Source organism: Pseudomonas mosselii, assembly GCF_005796105.1.
Taxonomy (GTDB): Bacteria; Pseudomonadota; Gammaproteobacteria; order Pseudomonadales; family Pseudomonadaceae; genus Aquipseudomonas; species Aquipseudomonas mosselii_C.
The window spans coordinates 644,980-665,730 of sequence record NZ_VAUO01000001.1 but is presented as its reverse complement, the minus strand read 5'-3'; the positions used below and the strand labels follow the sequence as shown (position 1 = coordinate 665,730).

The 20,751-nt window shown below is 55.4% G+C and carries 15 protein-coding genes and 1 pseudogene; 7 read left to right on the top strand and 9 right to left on the bottom strand.

Annotated features, from left to right (window positions below):
- Position 1 precedes the first annotated feature (1 nt).
- Together FEM01_RS03095 and FEM01_RS03090 are read right to left on the bottom strand one after the other, a co-directional pair.
- Complete coding sequence (locus tag FEM01_RS03095; protein ID WP_138217802.1) at positions 2-1,069, bottom strand: UvrD-helicase domain-containing protein; 1,068 nt, start codon at positions 1,067-1,069, stop codon at positions 2-4.
- A complete protein-coding gene (locus FEM01_RS03090) occupies positions 1,062-2,666 on the bottom strand; it encodes an ATP-dependent nuclease (RefSeq protein ID WP_138217801.1) in 1,605 nt (534 codons plus the stop codon). Before FEM01_RS03090 ends, FEM01_RS03095 begins: the two co-directional genes overlap by 8 nt.
- A 146-nt stretch (positions 2,667-2,812) precedes the next feature.
- Here FEM01_RS03090 and FEM01_RS03085 point away from each other — a divergent pair, with 146 nt between their 5' ends.
- A complete protein-coding gene (locus FEM01_RS03085; RefSeq protein ID WP_138217800.1) occupies positions 2,813-3,607 on the top strand; it encodes an HNH endonuclease in 795 nt (264 codons plus the stop codon).
- 674 nt (positions 3,608-4,281) lie between these two features.
- Here the strand turns inward: FEM01_RS03085 and FEM01_RS03075 are convergent.
- Positions 4,282-4,491, bottom strand: coding sequence for a hypothetical protein (locus tag FEM01_RS03075; RefSeq protein WP_138217798.1), 210 nt, complete (start codon positions 4,489-4,491; stop codon positions 4,282-4,284).
- 144 nt (positions 4,492-4,635) lie between these two features.
- Between FEM01_RS03075 and FEM01_RS03070 the strand changes: the two genes are divergently transcribed.
- The gene (locus FEM01_RS03070; protein ID WP_138217797.1) at positions 4,636-5,046 is read left to right on the top strand and encodes a helix-turn-helix domain-containing protein; all 411 of its coding nucleotides are present in this window, start codon (positions 4,636-4,638) and stop codon (positions 5,044-5,046) included.
- Between the two features lie 118 nt (positions 5,047-5,164).
- On the opposite strand, the gene FEM01_RS03065 is transcribed toward FEM01_RS03070, so the two are convergent.
- The 3 genes from FEM01_RS03065 to FEM01_RS03055 form a co-directional block, all read right to left on the bottom strand.
- Positions 5,165-5,374, bottom strand: coding sequence for a hypothetical protein (locus FEM01_RS03065; RefSeq protein WP_138217796.1), 210 nt, complete (start codon positions 5,372-5,374; stop codon positions 5,165-5,167).
- A gap of 88 nt (positions 5,375-5,462) precedes the next feature.
- On the bottom strand, positions 5,463-5,657 hold the full coding sequence (locus FEM01_RS03060) for a KTSC domain-containing protein (RefSeq protein ID WP_276610504.1): 195 nt from the start codon (positions 5,655-5,657) through the stop codon (positions 5,463-5,465).
- A gap of 95 nt (positions 5,658-5,752) precedes the next feature.
- Complete coding sequence (locus FEM01_RS03055; protein WP_138217794.1) at positions 5,753-7,822, bottom strand: hybrid sensor histidine kinase/response regulator; 2,070 nt, start codon at positions 7,820-7,822, stop codon at positions 5,753-5,755.
- A 294-nt stretch (positions 7,823-8,116) separates the two neighbouring features.
- Here FEM01_RS03055 and FEM01_RS03050 point away from each other — a divergent pair, with 294 nt between their 5' ends.
- The 3 genes from FEM01_RS03050 (at position 8,117) to FEM01_RS03035 (ending at position 12,062) form a co-directional block, all read left to right on the top strand.
- On the top strand, positions 8,117-9,118 hold the full coding sequence (locus FEM01_RS03050) for a metallophosphoesterase (protein WP_138217793.1): 1,002 nt from the start codon (positions 8,117-8,119) through the stop codon (positions 9,116-9,118).
- Between the two features lie 1,168 nt (positions 9,119-10,286).
- Entirely contained in the window at positions 10,287-11,036 is a 750-nt protein-coding gene (locus FEM01_RS03040; RefSeq protein ID WP_138218163.1) for an SIR2 family NAD-dependent protein deacylase, read from the top strand.
- A 192-nt stretch (positions 11,037-11,228) separates the two neighbouring features.
- Positions 11,229-12,062: a hypothetical protein gene (locus tag FEM01_RS03035; RefSeq protein WP_138217791.1), complete on the top strand. Its 834-nt coding sequence runs from the start codon at positions 11,229-11,231 to the stop codon at positions 12,060-12,062.
- A 181-nt stretch (positions 12,063-12,243) separates the two neighbouring features.
- On the opposite strand, the gene FEM01_RS03030 is transcribed toward FEM01_RS03035, so the two are convergent.
- The 3 genes and pseudogenes from FEM01_RS03030 to FEM01_RS24610 form a co-directional block, all read right to left on the bottom strand.
- Positions 12,244-13,995: a UvrD-helicase domain-containing protein gene (locus FEM01_RS03030; RefSeq protein WP_138218162.1), complete on the bottom strand. Its 1,752-nt coding sequence runs from the start codon at positions 13,993-13,995 to the stop codon at positions 12,244-12,246.
- Positions 13,995-15,899 carry an ATP-dependent nuclease gene (locus FEM01_RS03025; RefSeq protein ID WP_138217790.1) on the bottom strand — a complete coding sequence of 635 codons (1,905 nt, stop codon included), beginning with the start codon at positions 15,897-15,899 and terminating at the stop codon, positions 13,995-13,997. The genes FEM01_RS03030 and FEM01_RS03025 overlap by 1 nt, the downstream gene beginning before the upstream one ends.
- A gap of 182 nt (positions 15,900-16,081) precedes the next feature.
- Positions 16,082-16,474, bottom strand: a pseudogene (locus FEM01_RS24610) (DUF7281 domain-containing protein); the annotation flags it as partial.
- Positions 16,475-16,989: 515 nt separating this feature from the next.
- Between FEM01_RS24610 and FEM01_RS03020 the strand changes: the two are divergent.
- Positions 16,990-19,416, top strand: a complete 2,427-nt coding sequence (locus tag FEM01_RS03020; RefSeq protein ID WP_138217789.1) for a TerB N-terminal domain-containing protein — start codon at positions 16,990-16,992, stop codon at positions 19,414-19,416.
- On the top strand, positions 19,413-20,708 hold the full coding sequence (locus FEM01_RS03015; RefSeq protein WP_138217788.1) for an ATP-binding protein: 1,296 nt from the start codon (positions 19,413-19,415) through the stop codon (positions 20,706-20,708). The genes FEM01_RS03020 and FEM01_RS03015 overlap by 4 nt, the downstream gene beginning before the upstream one ends.
- Positions 20,709-20,751 lie beyond the last annotated feature (43 nt).

The window sequence follows — 20,751 nt, the reverse complement described above, 5'->3', positions numbered from 1 at the left end:
GTCAGGGCTCCCAGACCGGCAGCGTCGACTTGCCCGGCTTATCGATCACGATCGCCAGGCTCTGTTTTGCACGCGTTGCTGCTACGTAGAACGCGGCCGCAGACGTAGCTTCAAGACAAGTCTCCTTCTGGATGAACGCCTCGATCGGCCCAGTAGGTACGACTAGCACACGCTCGAACGTCGCGCCCTTGGAGACCTTGAAGTTCATGTAGTCGAGGGAGAACTGTTTGCCTGAACCAGCCATCGCGCGAAGGCACTGAGGGCGGTACCGCTCAACGTACTGGACAACGTGCTTCGAGTGCACCAAGAACACACCGTCATGGCCTGAGACCTCGTGGTTCTCCGAGGTGGTGCCAGGAAAACCCCAAGACTCATCAAAAATGGTGTCAGAGAACGTTGCGATCTCCGTCCGACACCGATAGGTGACCGTCGCGTAGTTGATACTCAACAGCCCACCCTGCTCTCGCTCCTGAAACCATTCGAGAGCGCCGGCATAGCCATACTGCTTATTCTTCTGCCCCCTCGGGTTGGTCGACAGCACGGCCTGGCGTACATCACCGACCATGCGAACGTCGATTCGGGACTGCAGCAGATCATGGATGATCTCCCAGTCGTAACCACTAAGATCCTGAACCTCGTCGATCAGAATTTCGTCGTAGAGGTGCTCTAAGCGACGAAGCAGCGCAGGTGTTTCTGCCATTAGCTCGCGCGCCAGGCGGCCGAGCTCGCAGCCGTAGACCTGGTTGCTTCCATCCATGAACCTTTGCTTGCCCTTGGCGAACCTGTAAGGGCGCCCTTCGAAATTGAAGCCCCCTACCCGTTCACCGGGGAATTTCACCGGCAGGAACGGCTTCGCAAAGTGGCGAAGCAAAAACGTGTACCAACCCAGTACCTCGATGTTGTGGAGATCGCCAGCCTGAGCTCGTAGCCGATGGGAAAGCTCTTGCTGATTTGTCTGGGTGAACGTGGCGACAAGGACGCGGCGGTCACTGGGCAATCCTTTGCAGTGATCTACGAGGCCCTGGGTTTTTCTCCCGCCGGCGACCGCCAGGGTCAGATGGTTAGGCATTGTGAATGAACTCCGCCGCAGCCTTCATGTAGGGCGGTGGGCTGAGGGCTTCGTCAGACACAGCAATCCGAATCGCCCCTTCCGTTTTCTCGCGTGTCATCCACGTCAGCAAGTCGGCTGAATCTTTGATGCCCAACGTCTTCCGTAACTGATGTTCACCGTTGGCGGTGATGAGTTGCGGCTCGAGCGTTTTGCCGTGGATAACGTCGCCGATGAACAGATCTCTGCGCTTCGCTTCCAGCCATTTCTCAACTGGTTCACGTAGCTCGTTTGGATCAATGCCATCGTTGTCTCGCATTACAGCGACCGGCTTGTTGATGGCAGCACAAAGCTCTAGGCACCGAGCCAGTGCTAGCCCGCGCATGCTGATGACATCAACGCCATGGGCCATTGGGCGAGCCCCGTAGAGATCTTGATAGACACGTTCGAAAATGATCTCGTCGGATGGCCCTTCAACCAGGACTACTCTTCTCGCCAGTACGAGGCGGAGGGTGTCGTAGCCCGGGAGCTTTTGAAAATAGCTCACCGTTGTTGGATCGAGTTCCGTGATCTTCGCGGCGCTGTTGCGGTGGAGCAGTAGCAGAGCGTTAAGGCCGAGACGATTCAAAACGTAAGTGCTGTGGGTAGAGATGAAGAGCTGCTGCTCCTCTGTCGCCAAATCCTCAATACGATCGAGCAGAGTCGTGAGACTGGTGTGTGAGAGGTGGTTTTCAGGCTCCTCGATCATCACGATTTTCACGCTTGAAGAATGCCGTTTCATCGCGAGGGAGATCTTGATTGCGGCTTGCTGCCCCTGACCAGCCATCGCGAATGGAAGGCCATCGACGTGGGGCGTCACCACGCTATCCCAGGCTGTTCGAGAGGTCTGATCCATAGCCAGAGCCATAGGCTCAGACTGTAGAGCAGCGCCAAGTCCCGCAAGCCGCTTGTTCACCGGCGCCAGCGCCCCTTCAGTCATGGATGCTTTGACGCCTCGATAGTCCAGCGAGATTTGCGCCTTCTCGGCTGACTCCAGGTGATCGCTCAGAATTTGCCGAAGATGGTAATCGACCCCGGCAGCGGACTTGACCGTCCGAGAATCGATCGTGGCCACCGACAGCGCCCGTGGGCGCCGAGTGAGCTCGTTGTCAGCAAACGACCGCCATTCGTAGGTGTAATACTCAACGGGCAGCAGGTGTGAAGGATCCTTGAGCCACTGATCCAGCTCGTCCTGATATTCCTCGTTCGGGTAAATGGAGAGGAATACCCCCGGGCACACGTTGGTAGGCACGTCCGCATTCACCGCGCCGAGTAGCATCTGCAAATCAGCTACATCTTGCAGATAAAGCTCAATCAGGATTTCCGGAAGCTTAGGCGTCTTCCCTGCTTTCCGAAGTGCGAGAAACTCAGCCACCATTTCAGTGTTGAACCAGTGTGGATTCAGTTCTTCGAGGATCCCCCGTCCACCTATACGGCCGTTCAGCGCCAGCGAAATGGCCTCCATCAATGTGGACTTCCCGGCGTCATTGTCACCGACCAGGATGTTTACGCCGGGATTGGGCTTGAGCTCGAAATCTTTGTAGATGCGGTACCCACGGATACGGATTTTTGTGATCACAGTCGACGTTCCTTGGCGAAGTGCTTTTGCATGGCGCTTTGATGGCCGTGTGGCCTGATGCTATAAGCGAAGCGCTAACGTTGTCGACTCCGTCACGTTCCGCACGTCCCTCACCACCCTTACGGTTCTCACGCCAGGATCTGCGCATGACCACTCCGTACTACCCAAACCGCAAAGCGTTCATCCTATCCTTGGGAGCGACATGCAGAAATTGGAATTGGAGCTGGTCGTTTGTGAATCACCAAGAGCGCAAGATCATTTTTGGCGCATGGGATATCCACATAAGTGGCGGTCGTACACTGATCCTCAGCGAGGATTGGGAAATCGAGAATGGGCGTCGTAACCATGGTTATCCGCAGAGCGTGGAGCATCTCAGGCTGGTTGGAGAGGAAGGATACGAACTCTATACGTTCAAGATTACACACTCAGATGAGCGCCAGGATGAGGACGGTGCGGGCCCTGCAAAGATCAAAGACTTTGAGCGCTCCATCCTTCGTAAGTGGCTACTGAAGCAGGATGGCGAGTGGTTTGCGTGCGACGAGCCACCGATGCCAGCACTCCCTGAAGAGGTCAGTAAGCCCGAGTTGTATCTCGAGGGCGCCGTCCGAGAGGTCAAGGTTAATGCCTATGAGCGTAGCGCTCAGGCTAGGGCCGCATGTATTGATCACTACAAAGCGGTTTGCTATGCGTGCGAATTTGATTTCGGACTGGTTTATGGCGAGGTTGCCGAGGGACTCATCCATGTCCACCACATCGTTCCTCTGAGTACGATCGGCGCCGAGTACAAGCTTGATCCGATAAAGGATCTGATCCCGCTGTGCCCGAACTGCCATGCGGTGGTGCATCGTGGATCCGAGGTCATGAGCATTGAAAAGCTCAAAGAGCACTTAGCTGAAGCAAAGCGACGCTCTGCCCTAACGGCCAGACTTCAAGGTTTGTAACACGGTTTTTGGAATGTAACGTGACCGATGTTACATTCCAAAAACTACGTTACACACCCGGGCCTGTGAGCTCGTCATCAGGTGGCTGCTGCAGCAATAGGTGTGGAAGCTCAGTCTGAACGGGCCGCATCCCGATGCGCCTGAAGATGGGTCATCTCCCTCCCCCATTCCTCGACGAACTTCTCAAAGTCATCCAAGTACGGGCCCGCGGCAACTCGGGTAGACCCGATGCTTGCTTGGGCGAATCGCTCCCGCCAAGGAGTCGGGATCGTATGCTCGTCAACGACCAAGCGGCCTGAGGGTCGAGGAGATTTAGTGACCAGGTCGAGGAGATGTTTGCAGGTCAAAGACACGTCGCAAAGGTCGCGCTCGACCAGATTCAGCTCTCGGAGGACAGCTACCGCTTTAGGGTCGCCAGGGCGGAGATCGGAGAGAGCCCAAAGCAGCCGTCTAAGTCGACGCTCCGCTTCGATTGAATTAGCCACGGTTAGTCCACCTCACTTTGGTCGGCCTTCGCCTGCTTGGCTTTGACGGCTTTGACTGCTGTCGTCCGTCAGCGCTTACCTGAAACGCACCTCTCACCGGAGTTTCAACCCTACAGGCAATCCACGCAACGAAGATTTAGGTACCTTGCACCCTGCGATAAGCGGGCAATGATTCTTTGTCGATCAGTCCTAATGTCGTGTCGGCGACGGGCCTCCGAGCGCTTCAAGCTGGTAGTCGGTGACTGACTGAAATGCGTACTCGGCCTCTAAACGCAGGCGTTCCACCTCAGCTTCTGGCTTCCCATCCGCTTTGGCTTGATCGTAGCGTTTCATGGCCTCTATGGCCTGCTGATACAAAGGATCATCGGGCAGGACTGGTTGCCGTTTGTTTCGCTGCATATGTACAACCTCACATTCTTTCTGCGCTGCGAATTAGCGGTGCGGTGCTACCTCTACATTCGAGTGCTCCTATCCAGCCATGATAGGCTACAGGCAGGATACGTAGCCCCCTATCAAAATGGCCAAAAATGCAGAGAACGAAGCATGACGCTCAAAGCCTCCTTCGCCAACGTGCTTCGTGCACTGCGCAGCAAGCGTAATATCACACAGCGGGACTTTGCTGACACGACCAGCCGCACCTACCTATCAAAGCTTGAATTAGGGAAATCAAGCATCACTCTGGACAAGCTTGAACAGATCAGCAGTCGGCTCGAGCTGAGCCCGTTGACGCTTCTCACGCTGACACTGAGCGAGGACACTGGAAGGTCAGCATCGGACTTGATGTCAAAAATGCGAGCCGAGCTTGATGAGCTTCAGCATGATGGTGGCTTGCTTGGACTGAGCATCAAGCTGGAAGATTCAAGCACAATTCAATTGCCTGGTCGCCGCCAGTCCCGCGCAGTTAAACCCGGGGAGCAGACTTCAGTGCAGACCGAGTTGGCCTTCACGTACTAACAGGCTCAGACAACGTGAATGCTATCGTTGGGGTGTTTGCTGTTACCAAGCAGGCCGTAGTCAGCATGACGTATCAACCAGCGTGGCCAAAGAGCTTGGCCGACCTTCACCGCTGACGCTAGTGCACCTGCCGGCGTAAAGTGCCGGCTTTGTGCAGCTGAAAGTCGATCACGGTCTGATACAGATGATCAGCTTCAAGGCGAAGGCGCTCAATTTCTGCTGCAGGCCGCGCTTGAGCCTGTGCTTCGTTGTAGGCCCGAATTGCTTCTAGCGCTTCCCTTAGCAATGGTTCGCCTGCTTCCGCCATTCCCAGAAGTGTTCTCTTCATTTTTGGAAGCTCAAGGTCACTATCACCTCCACTATTGCAAACGCTGTCGCGGGGAAACCCTAGACGATGGGCAACAGTTGGCTGACGATCAGCACTGATAACGGTCGCGGATCACCCGATCATAATAAGCTCCCACAGATCCGGCACTCATCAACCCTCGATGAACCTCCGGAGGCACGCCGCAGAAGTCATAGGTGCGACCTTGCTTGAATGCGATCTTCATTCTGCGGGTGTCTGGATCGTAGCCTACAGCTGTGATAGCTGACGATCGAACGGGTACCATTTGCATGACTTCCACTCCCATGTGCGGTCATTTTGGGTGAGGTTGATCGTAGTCGACCCCTCACCTTTGCAGGCACTCTATACAGCAGTAGGCCCTTAGCCGTCCCTAAGCAAGGCATTAACGTGCAGCGTCAATGCTTCGAGTGCGAATGGTTTAATCAGGACAGCCGTTTTGAGCTCCAGCTGAGCGTTGTCCAGGACATGCGGCTGCGCGTACCCAGTCATGAACAAGACAGGCAGCCCAGGCCTGGTACCACGGCCAGTATCGGCCATCTGCCTGCCGTCGATTCCACCGGGGAGGCCAATGTCTGTGACAAGTAGATCGATGCGGGTATCCGAGCGGAGCAATTGAAGGCCGGCAAGACTGTCAGCCGCCTCAATCACGATGTACCCGCAGCCACCCAAGGCCTCACTCACGAACATGCGGACGGAGGGCTCGTCATCTACAACCAGTATTGTCTCTCCTGACGAAATCACTGGCGACTCATTCGATGGCTCGGAGCGAGCTGAAGCAGCGGCCTCAGCTTCATGACTGGGTAGCTGAAGGTACACCCGGGTTCCGTTGCCCTCCTCTGACTCGATCCTGACCTGGCCTCCTGATTGTTTGGCGAAGCCGTAAATCATGGACAGCCCAAGCCCAGTGCCTGCCCCGACAGGTTTTGTCGTGAAGAACGGTTCAAATGCTCGAGTAAGCGTCTCTGGACTCATGCCGACACCGTCGTCGGAAACACAAATCGTGAAGTAGGTTCCGGTTGCAAGCTCCGGATCCAGTTCTGTGCCAAGCGCCAGCTCCTCGTTATACGTTTTGATTGAGATAGAACCTCCACCTTCCAAGGCATCACGAGCATTGATGCACAGGTTCAGCAGCGAGTTCTCCACCTGGGCCGGATCGACCAGACAGGTACTCGAAATTGCATTAAGTTCCACCTTGAGCTGGGCTTTTGGCCCCACTGTCCGGCTAATCAGCTCCTCGATATCTCTGATGAGGGTGTTCACATCGATGTGAACGGGCATCAACGTCTGGCGACGAGAGAAAGCCAAGAGCCGATGAGTCAGGGATGCAGCTCTTTGGGCCGCCCCGTGGGCCACCGTCAGGTACCGTTCGACATCGGAGACACGCCCCTGCTTCAATCGAAGCTTGATTAGATCCAGGCTTCCGGTGATGCCTGCCAGTAAATTGTTGAAGTCATGAGCGATACCCCCGGTCAACTGCCCGACTGCTTCCATCTTCTGCGATTGCCGGAGCGCTGCCTGGGCTGCCTCTCGCTCTCGCTCGGCCACGGCTTCTTCGACTCTCGCTTCTAAGGTGCGATTGAGCTGTAAAAGCTCCGACTCGGCATTTCTTCGCGCGGTAACATCGATGGATGAGCCAATGAGCCCCATTACCCTGCCGTGCTCATCGCAAAGAGGAGCTTTGATCGAAAGCCAGTAGGTAGCAGTGCCATCCGGCATGTCGACACGCTCTTCAATTTGCACGGCCTTCCCGCCATGCATCACGCGTTGATCAGTTTCCATGATTTGGCGTGCCTGAGACTTGTCTTCCAGAACTTCCAAATCGGTTTTGCCTAGATAGAACTCTGGTGGCTTGCCTATGAGCTGGGTAGCTCCATGGTTGGCAACAAGGAGCCGGCCTTCCAAGTCTTTGGCGTAGACGACTCCAGGCACTGCAGCAGTAAAAGTCCGGAGCAAGGCTGACATCCTGTCACGCTCCGCCTCGGCAGAGCGGCGTGACTCGATGTCCATGAGAAACCCAGGGAAGCGTACAGCTTGGCCTTCTGAGTTGAGCTCGGCGCGGCCATTTGCCTCGATCCACCGATAGCTACCATCTTCTTGCCGCACCCTGTACTCACACCGGTATGCTCCACCACGACTCATCGCTTCCTGGATGTCGGCGGAGACACGATCACGGTCATCTGGGTGAATTGAGGAGAATGCCTCTTCGATCGGAATGCCTGCCAGGCAATTCTCCGCCGGCAGCCCGAATGATCGTGAAAAACGCTCGTCGGCGGTGACCCGGTTTTCCGGAATGTCCCACACCCATGTTCCGATGATGGCGCCAGCATCGAGTGCCAGTTGAAGGCGCTCAGAAGCGGTCGTCGGAAACGCTTGTTCATGATTGGGTGATGCCGGAGCTTTGCCTGGAGTACCAGGGCCTTCGCGATCCATAAATTGCCTCTTTTCTTACGCGCTTTGGTGACAAGCCAATGAGTCTGGGCGAGCCCGGCTCGCGAATTACCCTAGCCTCCCTGCAAATTTTTAAGCGAAACGCTAGATCAAGGCCACCCATAGTGTCCCCGTTTGGGATCATTAACCCATAAAAACGCCATTAATGTTCCCATTTGGGATCATTACGTGAGGCGTTGCTGACGGGGCAGCTTTCCTCGACGTATGCGTTGGATAAGCGGAAAATAGTCGGGTTATCGACCTGCCGGCAACGGCACCGGAGACGTACCCTGCCCCATGAATTCTAAGGTTCTCCAGCTTCCAAAAAATCCCCATGGTCGCGACTTTGTAGTCGGGGACATTCACTTCAAGACGATTGATTTGCACCGCGGACTGCACGCTTTGGGCTTCGATAAAACCAAGGATCGGCTGATCGCTGTGGGGGATCTCATCGACCGCGGGCCCGGTGTATTGGATGGGCTAAAGCTGCTCGGCGAGCCCTGGTTCTTTAGTGTCCAGGGCAACCATGAGCGGATGCTAATCGACGCTTATGACGCTAATCCTGAGGCTCGCTATTCCGCGCATGGCGCGGGCTGGTGGATGACGATCGCTGATGAGTCAAAAGCGATGATCATCGAGAAGCTTCGGAGTCTTCCGGTCGCGATCGAGGTTGCGTCGAGTCGGGGCGTCGTCGGCGTTGTGCACGCAGATGTGCCGGCAGGCATGGCCTGGCCGACCTTCCTCGAACAACTCGACAATCCCGCGATGGAGGAGATCGCCCTGTGGGGGCGAGATCGGATCGTTAAACACCATCGTGACGGCGTCCCGGGTGTGTGGCGAGTCTGTACCGGACATACGTGGATTCCGCGGCCGCTGAAGTTAGGCAACGTGCTGGCGCTAGATGTCACCGGAGGCGCCGACGGTTCGCTGGCCATCTACAGCATTCAGGAAGACAAAATCTTCATTGATGGTGTTGCTACGTCGGTCTACCAGGCGGAGACCTTGAGTGAGCAGCTTCAGGAGCTTGAGCGGCGTGCCGGGGCTCTCAAGACCACTGTGAACAGTAACAAGCTCATCGAGACACAGGTAATGGCTGCGGAGCTGGAGTCGGTGGTGAAGCTGGTCAATTCGATGTGGCAAGACGTTCGCGAAGGCGTTGAGGAGCAGCAACGGCTGTTTAACGCGCTGCATGGGCTGAGCCTTGCGACTGGTGAGCGTCGGGGCGCCAAGCTCGACGAGCTATATACCAGGTATGAGAACACACAGGTTGAAGGGCTTCTTCGGCGATTGTTAGGTTAAGAAGGTTTTATGGAATACGTGATGAGCATCAGCCAGGCGCGTCGACGCTTTCGTCGCGTGCTCAAGCTCGCAGAGCAAGGTCATACGTTCATTTTGACCCGGTGTGGTAAGGCGGTATGTCGGTTGGAACTCGACGAGTAGGTAGGCATACAGGGCTTTCCAGGGCGTGCCCGTTGGGTCGGCTCTCGTGAACCAAGCCGGCCGCTTCGCTTTCGTCTTGGCCCTCCGGGCTTCGATCCTCACGCCTTGCGCGCTCCGCTTGCACGCGGTACCCGTACCAGATTCAGGTCGAGTAGTTTCATGGATCGTTCAGTGGCGACAAGGCTATAGGTGCCAGCGATTGATCAAGAGTGCTGATTCTTGCCTCATCGCCAGCAGGCCGCTCAAGAACTCGGACAGTTCTTCCCTAGAAAATTGGCACGTAAGCCATGCTCGGCAAAGTCATCTGCCCTACTGTACTTGCCGGTTCGACTCGACACCCTGCTGTGTCCTGAACGCGGCTCCAAACATACCCTTCAGTCGTTCAATGATTCCAGGTTGTCCAGAGTGACGGGCTGCCTCGAGTTTCTGGATCTTTGCGATCATTCTGACGATGCTTTCCCTGGCGCGCTGGCGACTTCCTGTCCTTTTCATTGGTGCCTCGGAGATGGTGTGGATGGCTTCTCGCGAGCTTCACCCTAGCATTTTGGAAAACGGCGCGCCTACCCCCATGGGACACAATGATTTGTCCTAACGCGGGCAAGCTGTATATACATACAGCGTTATTTTCCCTCCCGGGAGATCTGATACTCAGAGCCCGCTGCCGTCTCATATCTGTCCAGAAAAGGCAGATAAATTAGCCTGGAAGGCCCGTGGTTTGGGGCTTACGAGAAATGATGGGGCTTTGACGGCAAGTCCGGTTCCGTGCCGTTCTACCAGCGCCAGCGATGCAAAATCTGCTCAATCGGTGTGCGTTTCTCCGGAGTTGATAGATATGCTGTATATGTATACAGTAGTTTTTTGATGTGAACCGCTCCTGCACGGTCTGACCTACTTCTTAGCGCCAGCTTGGTTTTCTGGACACTTATACGACTTACACAAACACTGCTGCTCGATCCTTCAGCATCGCACAATGACCAAACAGGTAGGCTCGGGCAACCTCAAGGGAACGAATTTCCAGGACATCTCAATGCCGCTCACTACCATCGCTAAGCTGTTGCAGGAGGCAAGGCACGTTGTCATTTTCACCGGCGCCGGCGTATCGGCAGAGAGTGGAATCCCAACGTTCAGAGATGCGCTGACCGGTCTTTGGTCTCGATTCGATCCTGGCCAACTAGCAACTGCCGAGGCATTCCGAGCGGATCCGAGCCTTTGCTGGGGATGGTATGAATGGCGTAGGTTGAAAGTGCTCAAATCCCAGCCGAATGCAGCACATCTCGCGATAGCAGAACTCGCTCAGCACTTTCCTAAGCTGACAGTCGTGACTCAGAACGTAGATGACTTGCACGAGCGTGCTGGGAGCCAAGACGTGATCCACCTTCACGGCAGCCTTCACTCACCTAGGTGCATCGACTGCGGCAATGCTCACATGACGCCCCTTCCCTCTGATGATTTGCCTGGGGATGGATGCCGCCTTGAGCCACCGCGGTGTGAGACATGTGACGGATATATCAGGCCCGGAGTCGTCTGGTTTGGGGAGATGCTTCCGGAGTCGGCCTGGAGCGCAGGTCTGGAGGCGGCCGGCGAATGTGATCTGTTCTTCTCAATCGGTACATCTGGTGTCGTGTATCCGGCCGCGGAGCTTCCGTTAAGAGCGCTCAGCACGGGAGCTACAGTGGTACACGTCAATCCTGTACGCTTCGAAATCAGTAATCAGGAGCACTTCTTACATGGGCCAGCCACCGTCATTCAACCTCTTATCCTAGAGGCTTTTGGCTGAGTTTTTGTAGCTATCACTTCTTCGTGTTCGCTGCTCAATCCATTTTGATTCGGCGTATCCGAGGCGTCTCGGTCTTGTGCCTTCATAGCCTGAAATGGCACGGTATGAGCTGATGATGGTGCAGGGAAGGTATTCATGCAAAGGATCCATAACTGCTTGTGATCGAGCAACTACTACACGTTGAGGTACGTGATGTCTGATCAACTGCATTTCACTCGCCAAACGCTGCTGGCAGCTTCAGACCTGATACAGGAAGCAGGGACAAGCGCTGGTTTTGACCTGATGGTTCAGCGCCTCGAGTTGGAACGATGGGTGCCCTCAGGAAGTGACTTGTCCGTATCGAAGAAGAGAGTGGTGTTCAATAAAGCACTATTAGAGCATGCGGAGCGAGTTTTCTGGGCCCGCGAAGGGCAAATGACTCTTGGCGAGGCTGTAGTCCGAGAGGCAGTTCGTCTCATGAGTTCGCCTGCCAGATACGCGGAGCAGAGTCAACTTGAGCGATGCCTAGCGCGAGATGGCTTTACGGTCTCATGGGACGCAGGAGACTGTGGTCAAGGGAATCCGCCATGGCTGAGACGAAGCCTGCCACGAAATGTGGATTTGGCTGCTGGTGATGACCAAGTGCACCGGCACCTGAAAGACTTCGGCTTCTCCAGATCTTGCGGCCACCTTGACCAGGCGATTGACGCCCATACAAGGGGTGATTGGGCTGCTGCCAATGCCCAGATCAGGACATTCCTTGAAAGCCTTATCTTGGAAATAGCGACACGAATCGCGGCCGCTTACTTACCCGGAAATCCTTCCCTGAACAACGGGTTCCAAGCCCTAGCGAAGTGCGGTTTTCTCTCCGAGAGTCGTTCAGAATGGAATCAGGATGGGAAAGGAATGCTGAACGGGTTACTGAAAATGTTGCATTCGGATGGCTCGCACAAAGGACTTTCGGATGAAGATCACTCAACCTTAAGACTGCACTTGGCTCTGGTGACAGCTAGGACGCTATTGAGTCGGTTGGCCAACAACGAGTAAGAAACCTAGTGCCAAAGGATACGGAGGCTGCGAGAGGGCCTCCGTCCGATATACCAACAAAGCCCTCAAACCCCTAAGTCATCGTCTAGCCGTCTCCCAACCAGTTCGCGAGGCAGGCAGTCAGCAGGCACTAGCAGCAGGAGACGGTCTGCGAGGTAATTGCTGTAGGATCGCTTTGACTTCAAGCGAGTTCAAACCCCAGTTGAGTTAGCATCTCTTTGTCTGCAGCTTTGAGCTTTTTTACTGCCCAAATGAGCACATGGCGCGGACGAGAGCTAGCTACGTACGCAAATCGCGCACCCTCGGATTTTGGATCGGCAAGCCACTCTTGCCAATTAGAAAGATGCCTACCCTTCTGAAGTGACGACACGACCACTGTTGCATCATGGGTTTCTCCCTTGACCTGGTGGATGGTCTCATATCGCAAAGCGTCAACAACGGCTTGCTCAGCTACGCCCTTGCCAAGTCGCACGCTCAACGCAGTGTCTCCTTGATTGTCGGGGGCTCTAAGGATTAGTCCTCTCAGAGGGTCAAGCTCAGATTTTATCTCAGCTAGTACAAACGGCTGGTCTGGTAGAGCCTGCAGGGCACGCTTGGTCAGAGCTGCCCATTGCTTCCATGTAAGCTCCAGGTTGCCAGCACCTGCGCTCAATAGGTGTTTCAAACACTCATGAATGAATTTCCGCCAAGCAAGCTTGGACTCGACCTCGACCGGACAATGCGGCCCCGCCTTTGTTACTTGGAGGGAGAGCTTATCTGCCAGCCATTCAGCAAATAGGCCAACCGCGACGTTTAGCTCTGCGTTGCTACCGCTTTCGGCAGATACGCATGCGAGAGCCAGTATCTCAACTCCTTTGAAATCGTCACCTTTTCGAAACCGCTGGAGCGTACTATGCCCACGAGCTACAACGACAACCTCCTTGTGCCCCTTCGTGAGCTCGATGATTCTCGGCAACAGCTCTGAAGGGCATTTTGAATACTGAAGCAGAAGCGGCTTAATGGGGGCGATAGCAGGATTGCCGACGATTCGATCAATCCGCAGCAAGTCGCTACACAGATCCACTATGGGTTGCCCGCTTCGCCAATTGGCGGTGAGAGGTAACTCTGCAAAACCAAGCTCAGTTAGGAGTGCCCTCACATTTTCTGGATTGGATTTTCTGAACCCATAGATCGACTGGTTCAAATCGCCCACGAAATGGAACTTGACACCTAGTGAGTGTAGCTTGCGCACTATTGCTAACTGCTCTGCCGATAGGTCTTGGCACTCATCGACAATGACGAGTGGAAAGCGCTTCGCCAGCCGCTGGAAATAGCCTGCCAGCGTAGGCCGCTGAAAGGCCCTCAGCGCTATCACATCCACATCTCTGTAGGTTGCAAAGCCAGCAGCCCAAAAGCGTTTCTTCGTCTCAATCAAGTCGTCTTGAGAGACTTGGCTGAGCACCTCAGCGTTGAGCTGCGTATCCCTTGTACGTACGCCAGTCGAGAACGTGAATTTTCGACTATGCAGGTCATAGTTGTACTTGCAGGCAGAGATTGTGCGACCACAAATTTTTGTTCGTGTGTGGAAGATGTCCGCTTTGTTTTCCAAGATCCTGATCCGGCTATCCCCCTCTTTCCCAGGATAACCAGTAACCTCACTTGCGATGTTTGCGACCATTCGTGAATGAACAAAGCTGTCGAAGGTCGAGACTAGGTGCGGGAAGCCTAACGGTTCCCCTAGATATCGCACCAATCTATCCTTCACCTCGTGCGTTGCGCTGTTTGAGAACGTCAAAACCGCTATTCCAGCAGGGAAACGAGTCCATTCCTCGACGACCTTAGCTACCATGGCAGCGACAACCTCTGTCTTGCCGCTGCCAGGGCAAGCTTTGAGGTATATATGCCGATCTAAAGGCGCGCCGATGTAGGCTTTCTGCTCATCTGTCAGGCTGATCATTTCGCAGGTGCTTCATCGAGCCCGCACGCCCAGAGAATGGCATCACGGATGTAAGCTGGTACAACGAAGTCACCATCTTGCTTTTCCAGTGCATCGGCGAAAGCCTGAGCGAAGATCCCTTTGCCGATACTTGTGGAGTCGATACGATTAAGCAGCTCTATGGCGTGGCCAGCTCGCTCTGGACTCTTCATAACACCAAAATCTAGCTTCGCTCTCTCTCGAAGCTCGGGAGCCACCGTTCCTTCCTGCGCAGGCCAGAGTTTGGCGGCGATGGTGAGCATCATTTTTAGGTTCGAGCCTTCCATGGCAATGTCGTATTCAAAGGTTTTGTATTTACCTGCGTAAAGCCGTCCGAACTGCGATTGACCAATTTTGGCAGTCAGAGCAAGCGCATGGTTTTCTCCCTCCCTCAGATTGTCGTCATGCGGTACATAGTCAATCGAAATTTTCTTGTCACCGTTGCCGTCAACCTTGATTGTCTTGGGCGGGTCTTTATCGGTCAGGCCAGCACAGCGTACCGGCAAATTTTCCCCTGTGCTCTCATCACTCACATCGCAGAACAGCTGCATGAAGTGTTTGAAGTAGATGCCTCCTAGATTGATGACGGAGACTCCGTAGTCCTCAAGGGTGTTCATACCCTCGCCGTACTCGGCGAGCACTCGTTTGGCTAGCTCAGGGATCACCATCGCCTCAGCGATTCCCTCAACGAGAATGGAGCCTTTTGAGAAAAGCAGGTTGGACTTGGTGACATCAAGCCAGCGGTCAATGAACTGTCTGCTGGGCTCGGGAAGTCCACACGTTCGCAGAGGAATCGCGATAGGGGCGCCGGCATTGGAGAGATGAATGATTTCATCAACCGATACGGCTGATGAAATGACCGTGGAGTGGGTGGTAATGATCACCTGAATGCCCTTGTCCTTAGCCATGGTGCTCAGATGCTTAAGAAGGCGAATTTGCAACTGGGGGTGCAAATGGGCTTCAGGCTCTTCAATCAGCAGGAGCCGCAGGTAGGTTTCCTCTCCCCGCTCCTCCTCCACTTCCAAGGTCAGCTCTGCCAAGATGGAAGCGATATACAGCAGATTGTTGTAACCCAGGCTGTTTTCTTCCAGCGCCCGGAATTGAGTAGCCTCGGCTTTCGACAGGTTTGGGAAGTAGAGCAGCCGCAAGCCTTCAACGATGCGAGAGAAGCTCACCTCCGAGAATTGGATCAGCGTGCTCTGAGATAGGTGCATTCCCAACGCAGCCCTAAGACTCTTGCCAATGCGCTCGTTGGCCTGCTTTATAGCGTATTTATCGCTCTCAGAAAGCTCCTGGTTGAACGCACCGACACGCTCCTCCAAGGGGTGAGGTTTCCCCTCCCGCCTCGCTACATCGAGCTCTTTGCGGCACAGCGCTTTTAACAGCCGCGCTAGGCGAGATTGGCGCCCATCCCTAAGCTTTGTCTCTGCATCACGTAGCGGCGGCAGGTAAATGCAATGAATGAGGTCGAGGGTCTCACCTTCTAGCGCTGCGCCTCGCATTTCGCCGCCATAGAGATTGGTTTTAAATCGGCCGCGGGATTCCATGTTGAGGGCAGTAAATGTGAGCTTCGCCTCGTCGCCTGTGCCGCACCAGTCGCGGAACGCGACGGCGTCATCTTGATCCAGGTCAGAAAAGGTAGCTTGGATCTCGATCGATTGAGCTGCTACTGCAGCCTCATCGAATCCCCGGTGAAAGTCTCGTTCGTTGATCAGCCGTTTGCCAGACTCTGAGTCATTGAAAAGTTGGCGAACCGCAGCAATCACACCTGTTTTTCCGGCTCCGTTCTCGCCCACCAGGACGTTGAGACCGTCGTGAAATTCGATCGTGAACGGCGCGCCAAAACACTTGAAGCCCTTTATGTCTAGGGTGCGTAGGTACATGAAGATCCTTTCCTAACCTAAAAATGGAGTGGCGCCAAGGCATAACTGATCCAGGGCTCTCATCCAGCTGGCAGAGCGACATGCACGATGATGCCATATCGCCTTCACTCAAGGAGGGCGACATTAGATCTGCAGGAGTGATTTGCACCAACGATGGCTCAGACGTTAGCCCTGAAGAGTATCTAATGACGCCAGACCTGTAGCGGCTGTCGTGCCATCGACTCCTGACTGAATCCAGTTCGAAGCTCGGATAGCACCGATGCCAAGGGATGGCCTGTTTTGAGCAGGCCGTCCATCACTCGGAGCTGGTTCATATAATCATGTGGTTTATCCAAGCCTCTCGATCGGAGCTCACTGAGAGCGGCGATTGTGCAGCTTATGACTCCACAGCAACTGGCGGCATTCAAGCTATTGGCCAACCCCTGAGGATCGGTATCCGGAAAGTAATAGACACGCGGGGTTAGCTTCGCCAAGGCAGCAGCAGTTGCGATTGAAAACTGTGGCGACCCTCTAAACACCCACGGGGCTCCCGCGAGATCTGTAGGCATTTGATAGAGGTGTGCTTGTAGGAGAACTTCAAGGTTCTCACCCCGTACTCTCGATCAGCATTACCTTCCCAGTAGCGGCTGGCGCTCTGAGGTGTGCGGTGCTCCTTCAATGTCGCAAGCATTGCCTCCAAATGTGGTTGAGCAAATGGAATCGGGGCTTCCACAAGCTCAAGCTCCGTTGGAACTACGCGCGTAGCTGGTCTAGACGCAAGATCGTCGACAGCCTTCCGCACCCTGGGGGCAGGTAGCGAATGGATGAGTAGCGCCATGTCGTCGATCGCTTGCGAGTCCTCTACCGGAGGATGAAGGTAGCCTCCGAGGGACAACGGTGAAGCGCATGCCCATTCCGCGGCATCTGCCCGATCTAAAATGCCGTCCAGCTCCGGCAGGTTGCCGGCCTGAAGCCAGCTCTCAACTGCCAGTACGACTTGGCGCATAGGCGTTCGTCGCTAAGTTGACATCCTTCGCTCAGACGGCTTGGCCGGCCATGGAAAATCCGCAAGAATGTCACTTGGCCATTACCAACTATACGGAACACACATATGCCACGGAAGCGCAAAGGGAGCGGCGGCGGGCCGATCGCTCTGTACGCCCTGTTTATTGTGATTGCCCTCTTGGCACAGATCCCTAAACAGGTGTGGATTGCCATTGGGGTCGTCTTGGGCATAGGCGTATTGGTATGGGCCGTCAGACGTGCCTCCCGGGCAAAGCGTTATGTTCCTGAAGATGACATTGTTGCCGAGATCGCTGCCGCGTCTCGACAAGCAACTTCCCCCACTGTCACCGTCCAGTTCAGCACCAATACCAGTACCCGCGAGCGGGACTTCCATACCGTCCAGGTCGGTTCGTCCAGCGACAGTCAGAGTTGCACCATCCCAAAGCCAAGTGCCAAGCCCATGGGGGTTCGTTGGCTGGCTGAAAATGAGTCCATCAACGTGGCTGGGTTGGCCATCCCAGGCGGAATGCTCTACATCACCGAGCGAGCGACACAATTCGGCCAATCTGAACCGTCCCTGATCGATGCCACGCTTCGTGTCGCGCGCTCACCGATGAACCTCACCGAGCGACAGATGCCGTACTGGCCAAGCTACAGGAGCATCACGCCCGAGGCGCGGCGAGCGTATCTACAGTGGTTGGCAGGCGGTCGCCGCCAGCCTGCCGATGCAGGTTATGTATTTCTGTTTTTCTACGGGCTTGAACGCCGCGCACTGATCGATGCACCAACTGACCCTCAGGCCAAGGCAGAAATCCCAGCCATCAAGGCCGAGGTCGAGCGCTTGCTTGGTCTCTATGGCGACAACAATTCTTTCCGCGGCTACGCTACCCGCTTCCTCGCCCATATCGACGCGGGCGCTGTTCAGCCTCAGAGCTACATAAGCGAGCCCGCTGCCAGCGCCGCAGATGGGTATGAGCTGCCCATGTCCCTGCGCGTTGCGCTGGGCCAGATGGCCGTGGACAAGTATCCACTTAACCCGAGCTGGGCATTGGCCTGGGCACTTGCAGAACCGAACATTTCCAGGCGTACACCCGTGACCAGGTGCCCGGAGCAATTTGCAGCGCTCTTCAAAAACGAATTTGCGAAGCGCTACCCCAACGGTATCGTGCTTCCTCAGAACAAGACCAAGCTGAAAATTGCCTATCGCCCTGCTTCCGCCGGATTGAACATTCCGGCAGTGGCCGTAGGTGACCTTCCCGATGTTGCGGCAACCTCAGGAACGCGCAACAAGCTGCAGGTCATTGTCGAGGAATGCACCGCTGTGCTCGACGCATTCAGTCGGTATCTGGGGCGCAATCCGGACGCGGAAAATAGCCTGGAAGCTATCCTGCAGTTGCCAACAGAACTCTGGCCTGCTGAAGCAAAAGCAGAACTCGAGCAGTTGGAGCAGCGCGTCGGGGGCGAAACCATCTGCATGAGTTTCGGTGAACTGGCCGGCCGGTTCAAATCAGCCGGCGCGCTCTCCCGCGACAAAGTCGTCGCACTCGCCCGGGCCTTGGAAAGCAAGCGAATTGGACTGGAGCCCGATGTTCTTTCTGGCAGCCGTACGCCCAAAGCAGAAGACGCCATCGCGCTTTTCGCCGCGGACTCTGACGAAGGCACTCTTCGCTCTACCGATGCTTACAGCGCTGCAGCTGTGACCTTAGATCTGGCCAGTGCAGTCGCTGCGGCAGACGGTGATACCTCGCTTGAGGAGGTGAATCTGCTGTCAGGCCACATTGACTCATGGGATCACCTCTGCGTCGCGCATCGCAAACGCTTGAAGGCGCATCTCCAGATTCAATTGAAGCAGCCGCCCACGCTGGCAAGCCTCAAGAAGAAACTTGAGCCGCTGCCCCTTGAGGCCAAACGAAAAATTGCCAGTTTCCTGGCCCACCTAGCGCAAGCCGATGGTGAGGTGACACCGCAGGAAGTGAAGCTGCTTGAGCGCGTGTACAAATCGCTCGCTCTCGATCCGCAGTTCGTCTACAGCGACCTCCATAGTGCAGCCGTTCGCCCTTCCCAGGTCGTGGAGGCAATGACTGCGACTGGCGCGCCGACCAGTATGGCACCGTCTTCAGAAAGCAGTGGTTCAGGCTTTGCCTTGGACATGGACAAGGTCGCTCGTCTGCAACAAGAAACAGCAGAGGTGTCGGCGCTTCTGGCCAGCGTCTTCAATGAAGAATCGCCTACTGAAACACCTAATGCCTCGGTACAAGAAGCCCCCCAAGAACAGGAAGGCAGTACCGCCGAACAGCTTGCTACCGTACATGGTTTGGACGTCGAGCATTCCGCGTTCCTTCGTCTGTTGGTTTCTAGGACTGAATGGAGCCGCGCTGAGCTGGAAGACGCAGCCAGTGATATGGAACTGATGTTGGATGGCGCTCTGGAAAGGATCAACGACACAGCGTTTGAGCTGTTCGACATGCCCGTGACTGAAGGCGACGACCCCATCGAAATCAACCCCGAAATTCTGGATGAATTAGCACTATGAGTAAGATACGAGCCAAGGATCGCGATGCGGTCATTCAATCGCTGCGTGCGGGCGTTGTGCCCCGTGTAGGGCAGCATCTGATCCAGGTAGGTCGAGCAGGCGAGCTCGATTCCCTGCTCAAGGATGTGGATCGTCTCGCGGATGGCGGCTCGGCATTTCGGGTCGTTGTCGGCGAATACGGTGCAGGTAAAACCTTTTTTCTCAACCTGGTGCGCGGCATCGCCATGGAGCGCAAGCTCGTCACCATGCACGCCGATTTGAATCCTGACCGTCGTCTTCATGCTTCGGGTGGTCAGGCGCGCTCCCTTTACTCCGAACTGGCCAAGAACATGGCCACGCGTACCAAGCCCGATGGCGGCGCGCTCCAGGGTATCGTTGAGAAATTCATCTCACAGGCTAAAACGGAAGCCAAGGCCAAAGGTGTTGAGAGCGAGGTGGTCATTCGTGAGTACCTGGCGGAGCTCACCGAGATGGTCAACGGCTATGACTTTGCCGACGTCATTGCTGCCTATTGCCGCGGTTTCGAGGAAGGCAATGAGCAGCTCAAAGCTGATGCCATCCGTTGGCTGCGCGGCGAATTCTCCACCAAGACCGATGCCCGGGCTGCGCTCGGTGTGCGTACGATCGTCGACGATGCCTCCGTCTACGATCAGTTGAAATTGCTGTCCAGGTTTGTGCGCCTGGCCGGCTTCGGCGGCTTGATGGTCTGCCTGGATGAATTGGTCAACCTGTACAAGCTGGCAAACACCCAGGCCCGTAACGCCAACTACGAACAGATTCTGCGCATCCTCAACGATTCTCTGCAGGGCTCCGCTGAAGGTCTGGGCTTTGTCCTGGGCGGCACACCAGAGTTTCTGATGGACACTCGTCGCGGGCTCTACAGCTACCCTGCCCTGCAGTCGCGCCTCGCGGAAAACAGCTTTGCGAAGTCTGGGCTGGTCGACCTTTCTGGGCCGGTCATTCGACTCAGCAGCCTGACCCCAGAAGACTTCTATGTGCTGCTACAGAAGCTGCGTAACGTCTACGCCTTCGGCGAACCTGAGAAGTTCTTGCTGCCGGACGAAGCAATCCCCGCTTTCATGGCGCACTGCAACCAGCGCTTGGGCGAGGCGTATTTCCGGACGCCACGCACGACCATTACAGCTTTCATCAACCTGCTCGCGGTGATCGAGCAAAACCCTGAGGCGGATTGGCGAACTTTGCTGGGTGCCGTGGAGCTGGCCAAGGATGAGGCTGGGCAACAGGATCTTGAAGTAGAGGCCGACGATGAGCTCGCCACCTTCAAGCTCTGACTCTTCTTCTTTTGAGCGTCTGCACCCCGAGGTTCAGCAATGG

Excerpts from the sequence above, each read along its gene's own strand:
- FEM01_RS03070 (WP_138217797.1), top strand. The coding sequence starts at position 4,636 with ATGACGCTCAAAGCCTCCTTCGCCAACGTGCTTCGTGCACTGCGCAGC.
- FEM01_RS03095 (WP_138217802.1), bottom strand. The coding sequence starts at position 1,069 with ATGCCTAACCATCTGACCCTGGCGGTCGCCGGCGGGAGAAAAACCCAG.
- FEM01_RS03065 (WP_138217796.1), bottom strand. The coding sequence starts at position 5,374 with ATGAAGAGAACACTTCTGGGAATGGCGGAAGCAGGCGAACCATTGCTA.
- FEM01_RS03060 (WP_276610504.1), bottom strand. The coding sequence starts at position 5,657 with ATGGTACCCGTTCGATCGTCAGCTATCACAGCTGTAGGCTACGATCCA.
- FEM01_RS03020 (WP_138217789.1), top strand. The coding sequence starts at position 16,990 with ATGCCACGGAAGCGCAAAGGGAGCGGCGGCGGGCCGATCGCTCTGTAC.
- FEM01_RS03075 (WP_138217798.1), bottom strand. The coding sequence starts at position 4,491 with ATGCAGCGAAACAAACGGCAACCAGTCCTGCCCGATGATCCTTTGTAT.
- FEM01_RS03040 (WP_138218163.1), top strand. The coding sequence starts at position 10,287 with ATGCCGCTCACTACCATCGCTAAGCTGTTGCAGGAGGCAAGGCACGTT.
- FEM01_RS03015 (WP_138217788.1), top strand. The coding sequence starts at position 19,413 with ATGAGTAAGATACGAGCCAAGGATCGCGATGCGGTCATTCAATCGCTG.
- FEM01_RS03035 (WP_138217791.1), top strand. The coding sequence starts at position 11,229 with ATGTCTGATCAACTGCATTTCACTCGCCAAACGCTGCTGGCAGCTTCA.
- FEM01_RS03050 (WP_138217793.1), top strand. The coding sequence starts at position 8,117 with ATGAATTCTAAGGTTCTCCAGCTTCCAAAAAATCCCCATGGTCGCGAC.
- FEM01_RS03025 (WP_138217790.1), bottom strand. The coding sequence starts at position 15,899 with ATGTACCTACGCACCCTAGACATAAAGGGCTTCAAGTGTTTTGGCGCG.
- FEM01_RS03085 (WP_138217800.1), top strand. The coding sequence starts at position 2,813 with ATGACCACTCCGTACTACCCAAACCGCAAAGCGTTCATCCTATCCTTG.
- FEM01_RS03055 (WP_138217794.1), bottom strand. The coding sequence starts at position 7,822 with ATGGATCGCGAAGGCCCTGGTACTCCAGGCAAAGCTCCGGCATCACCC.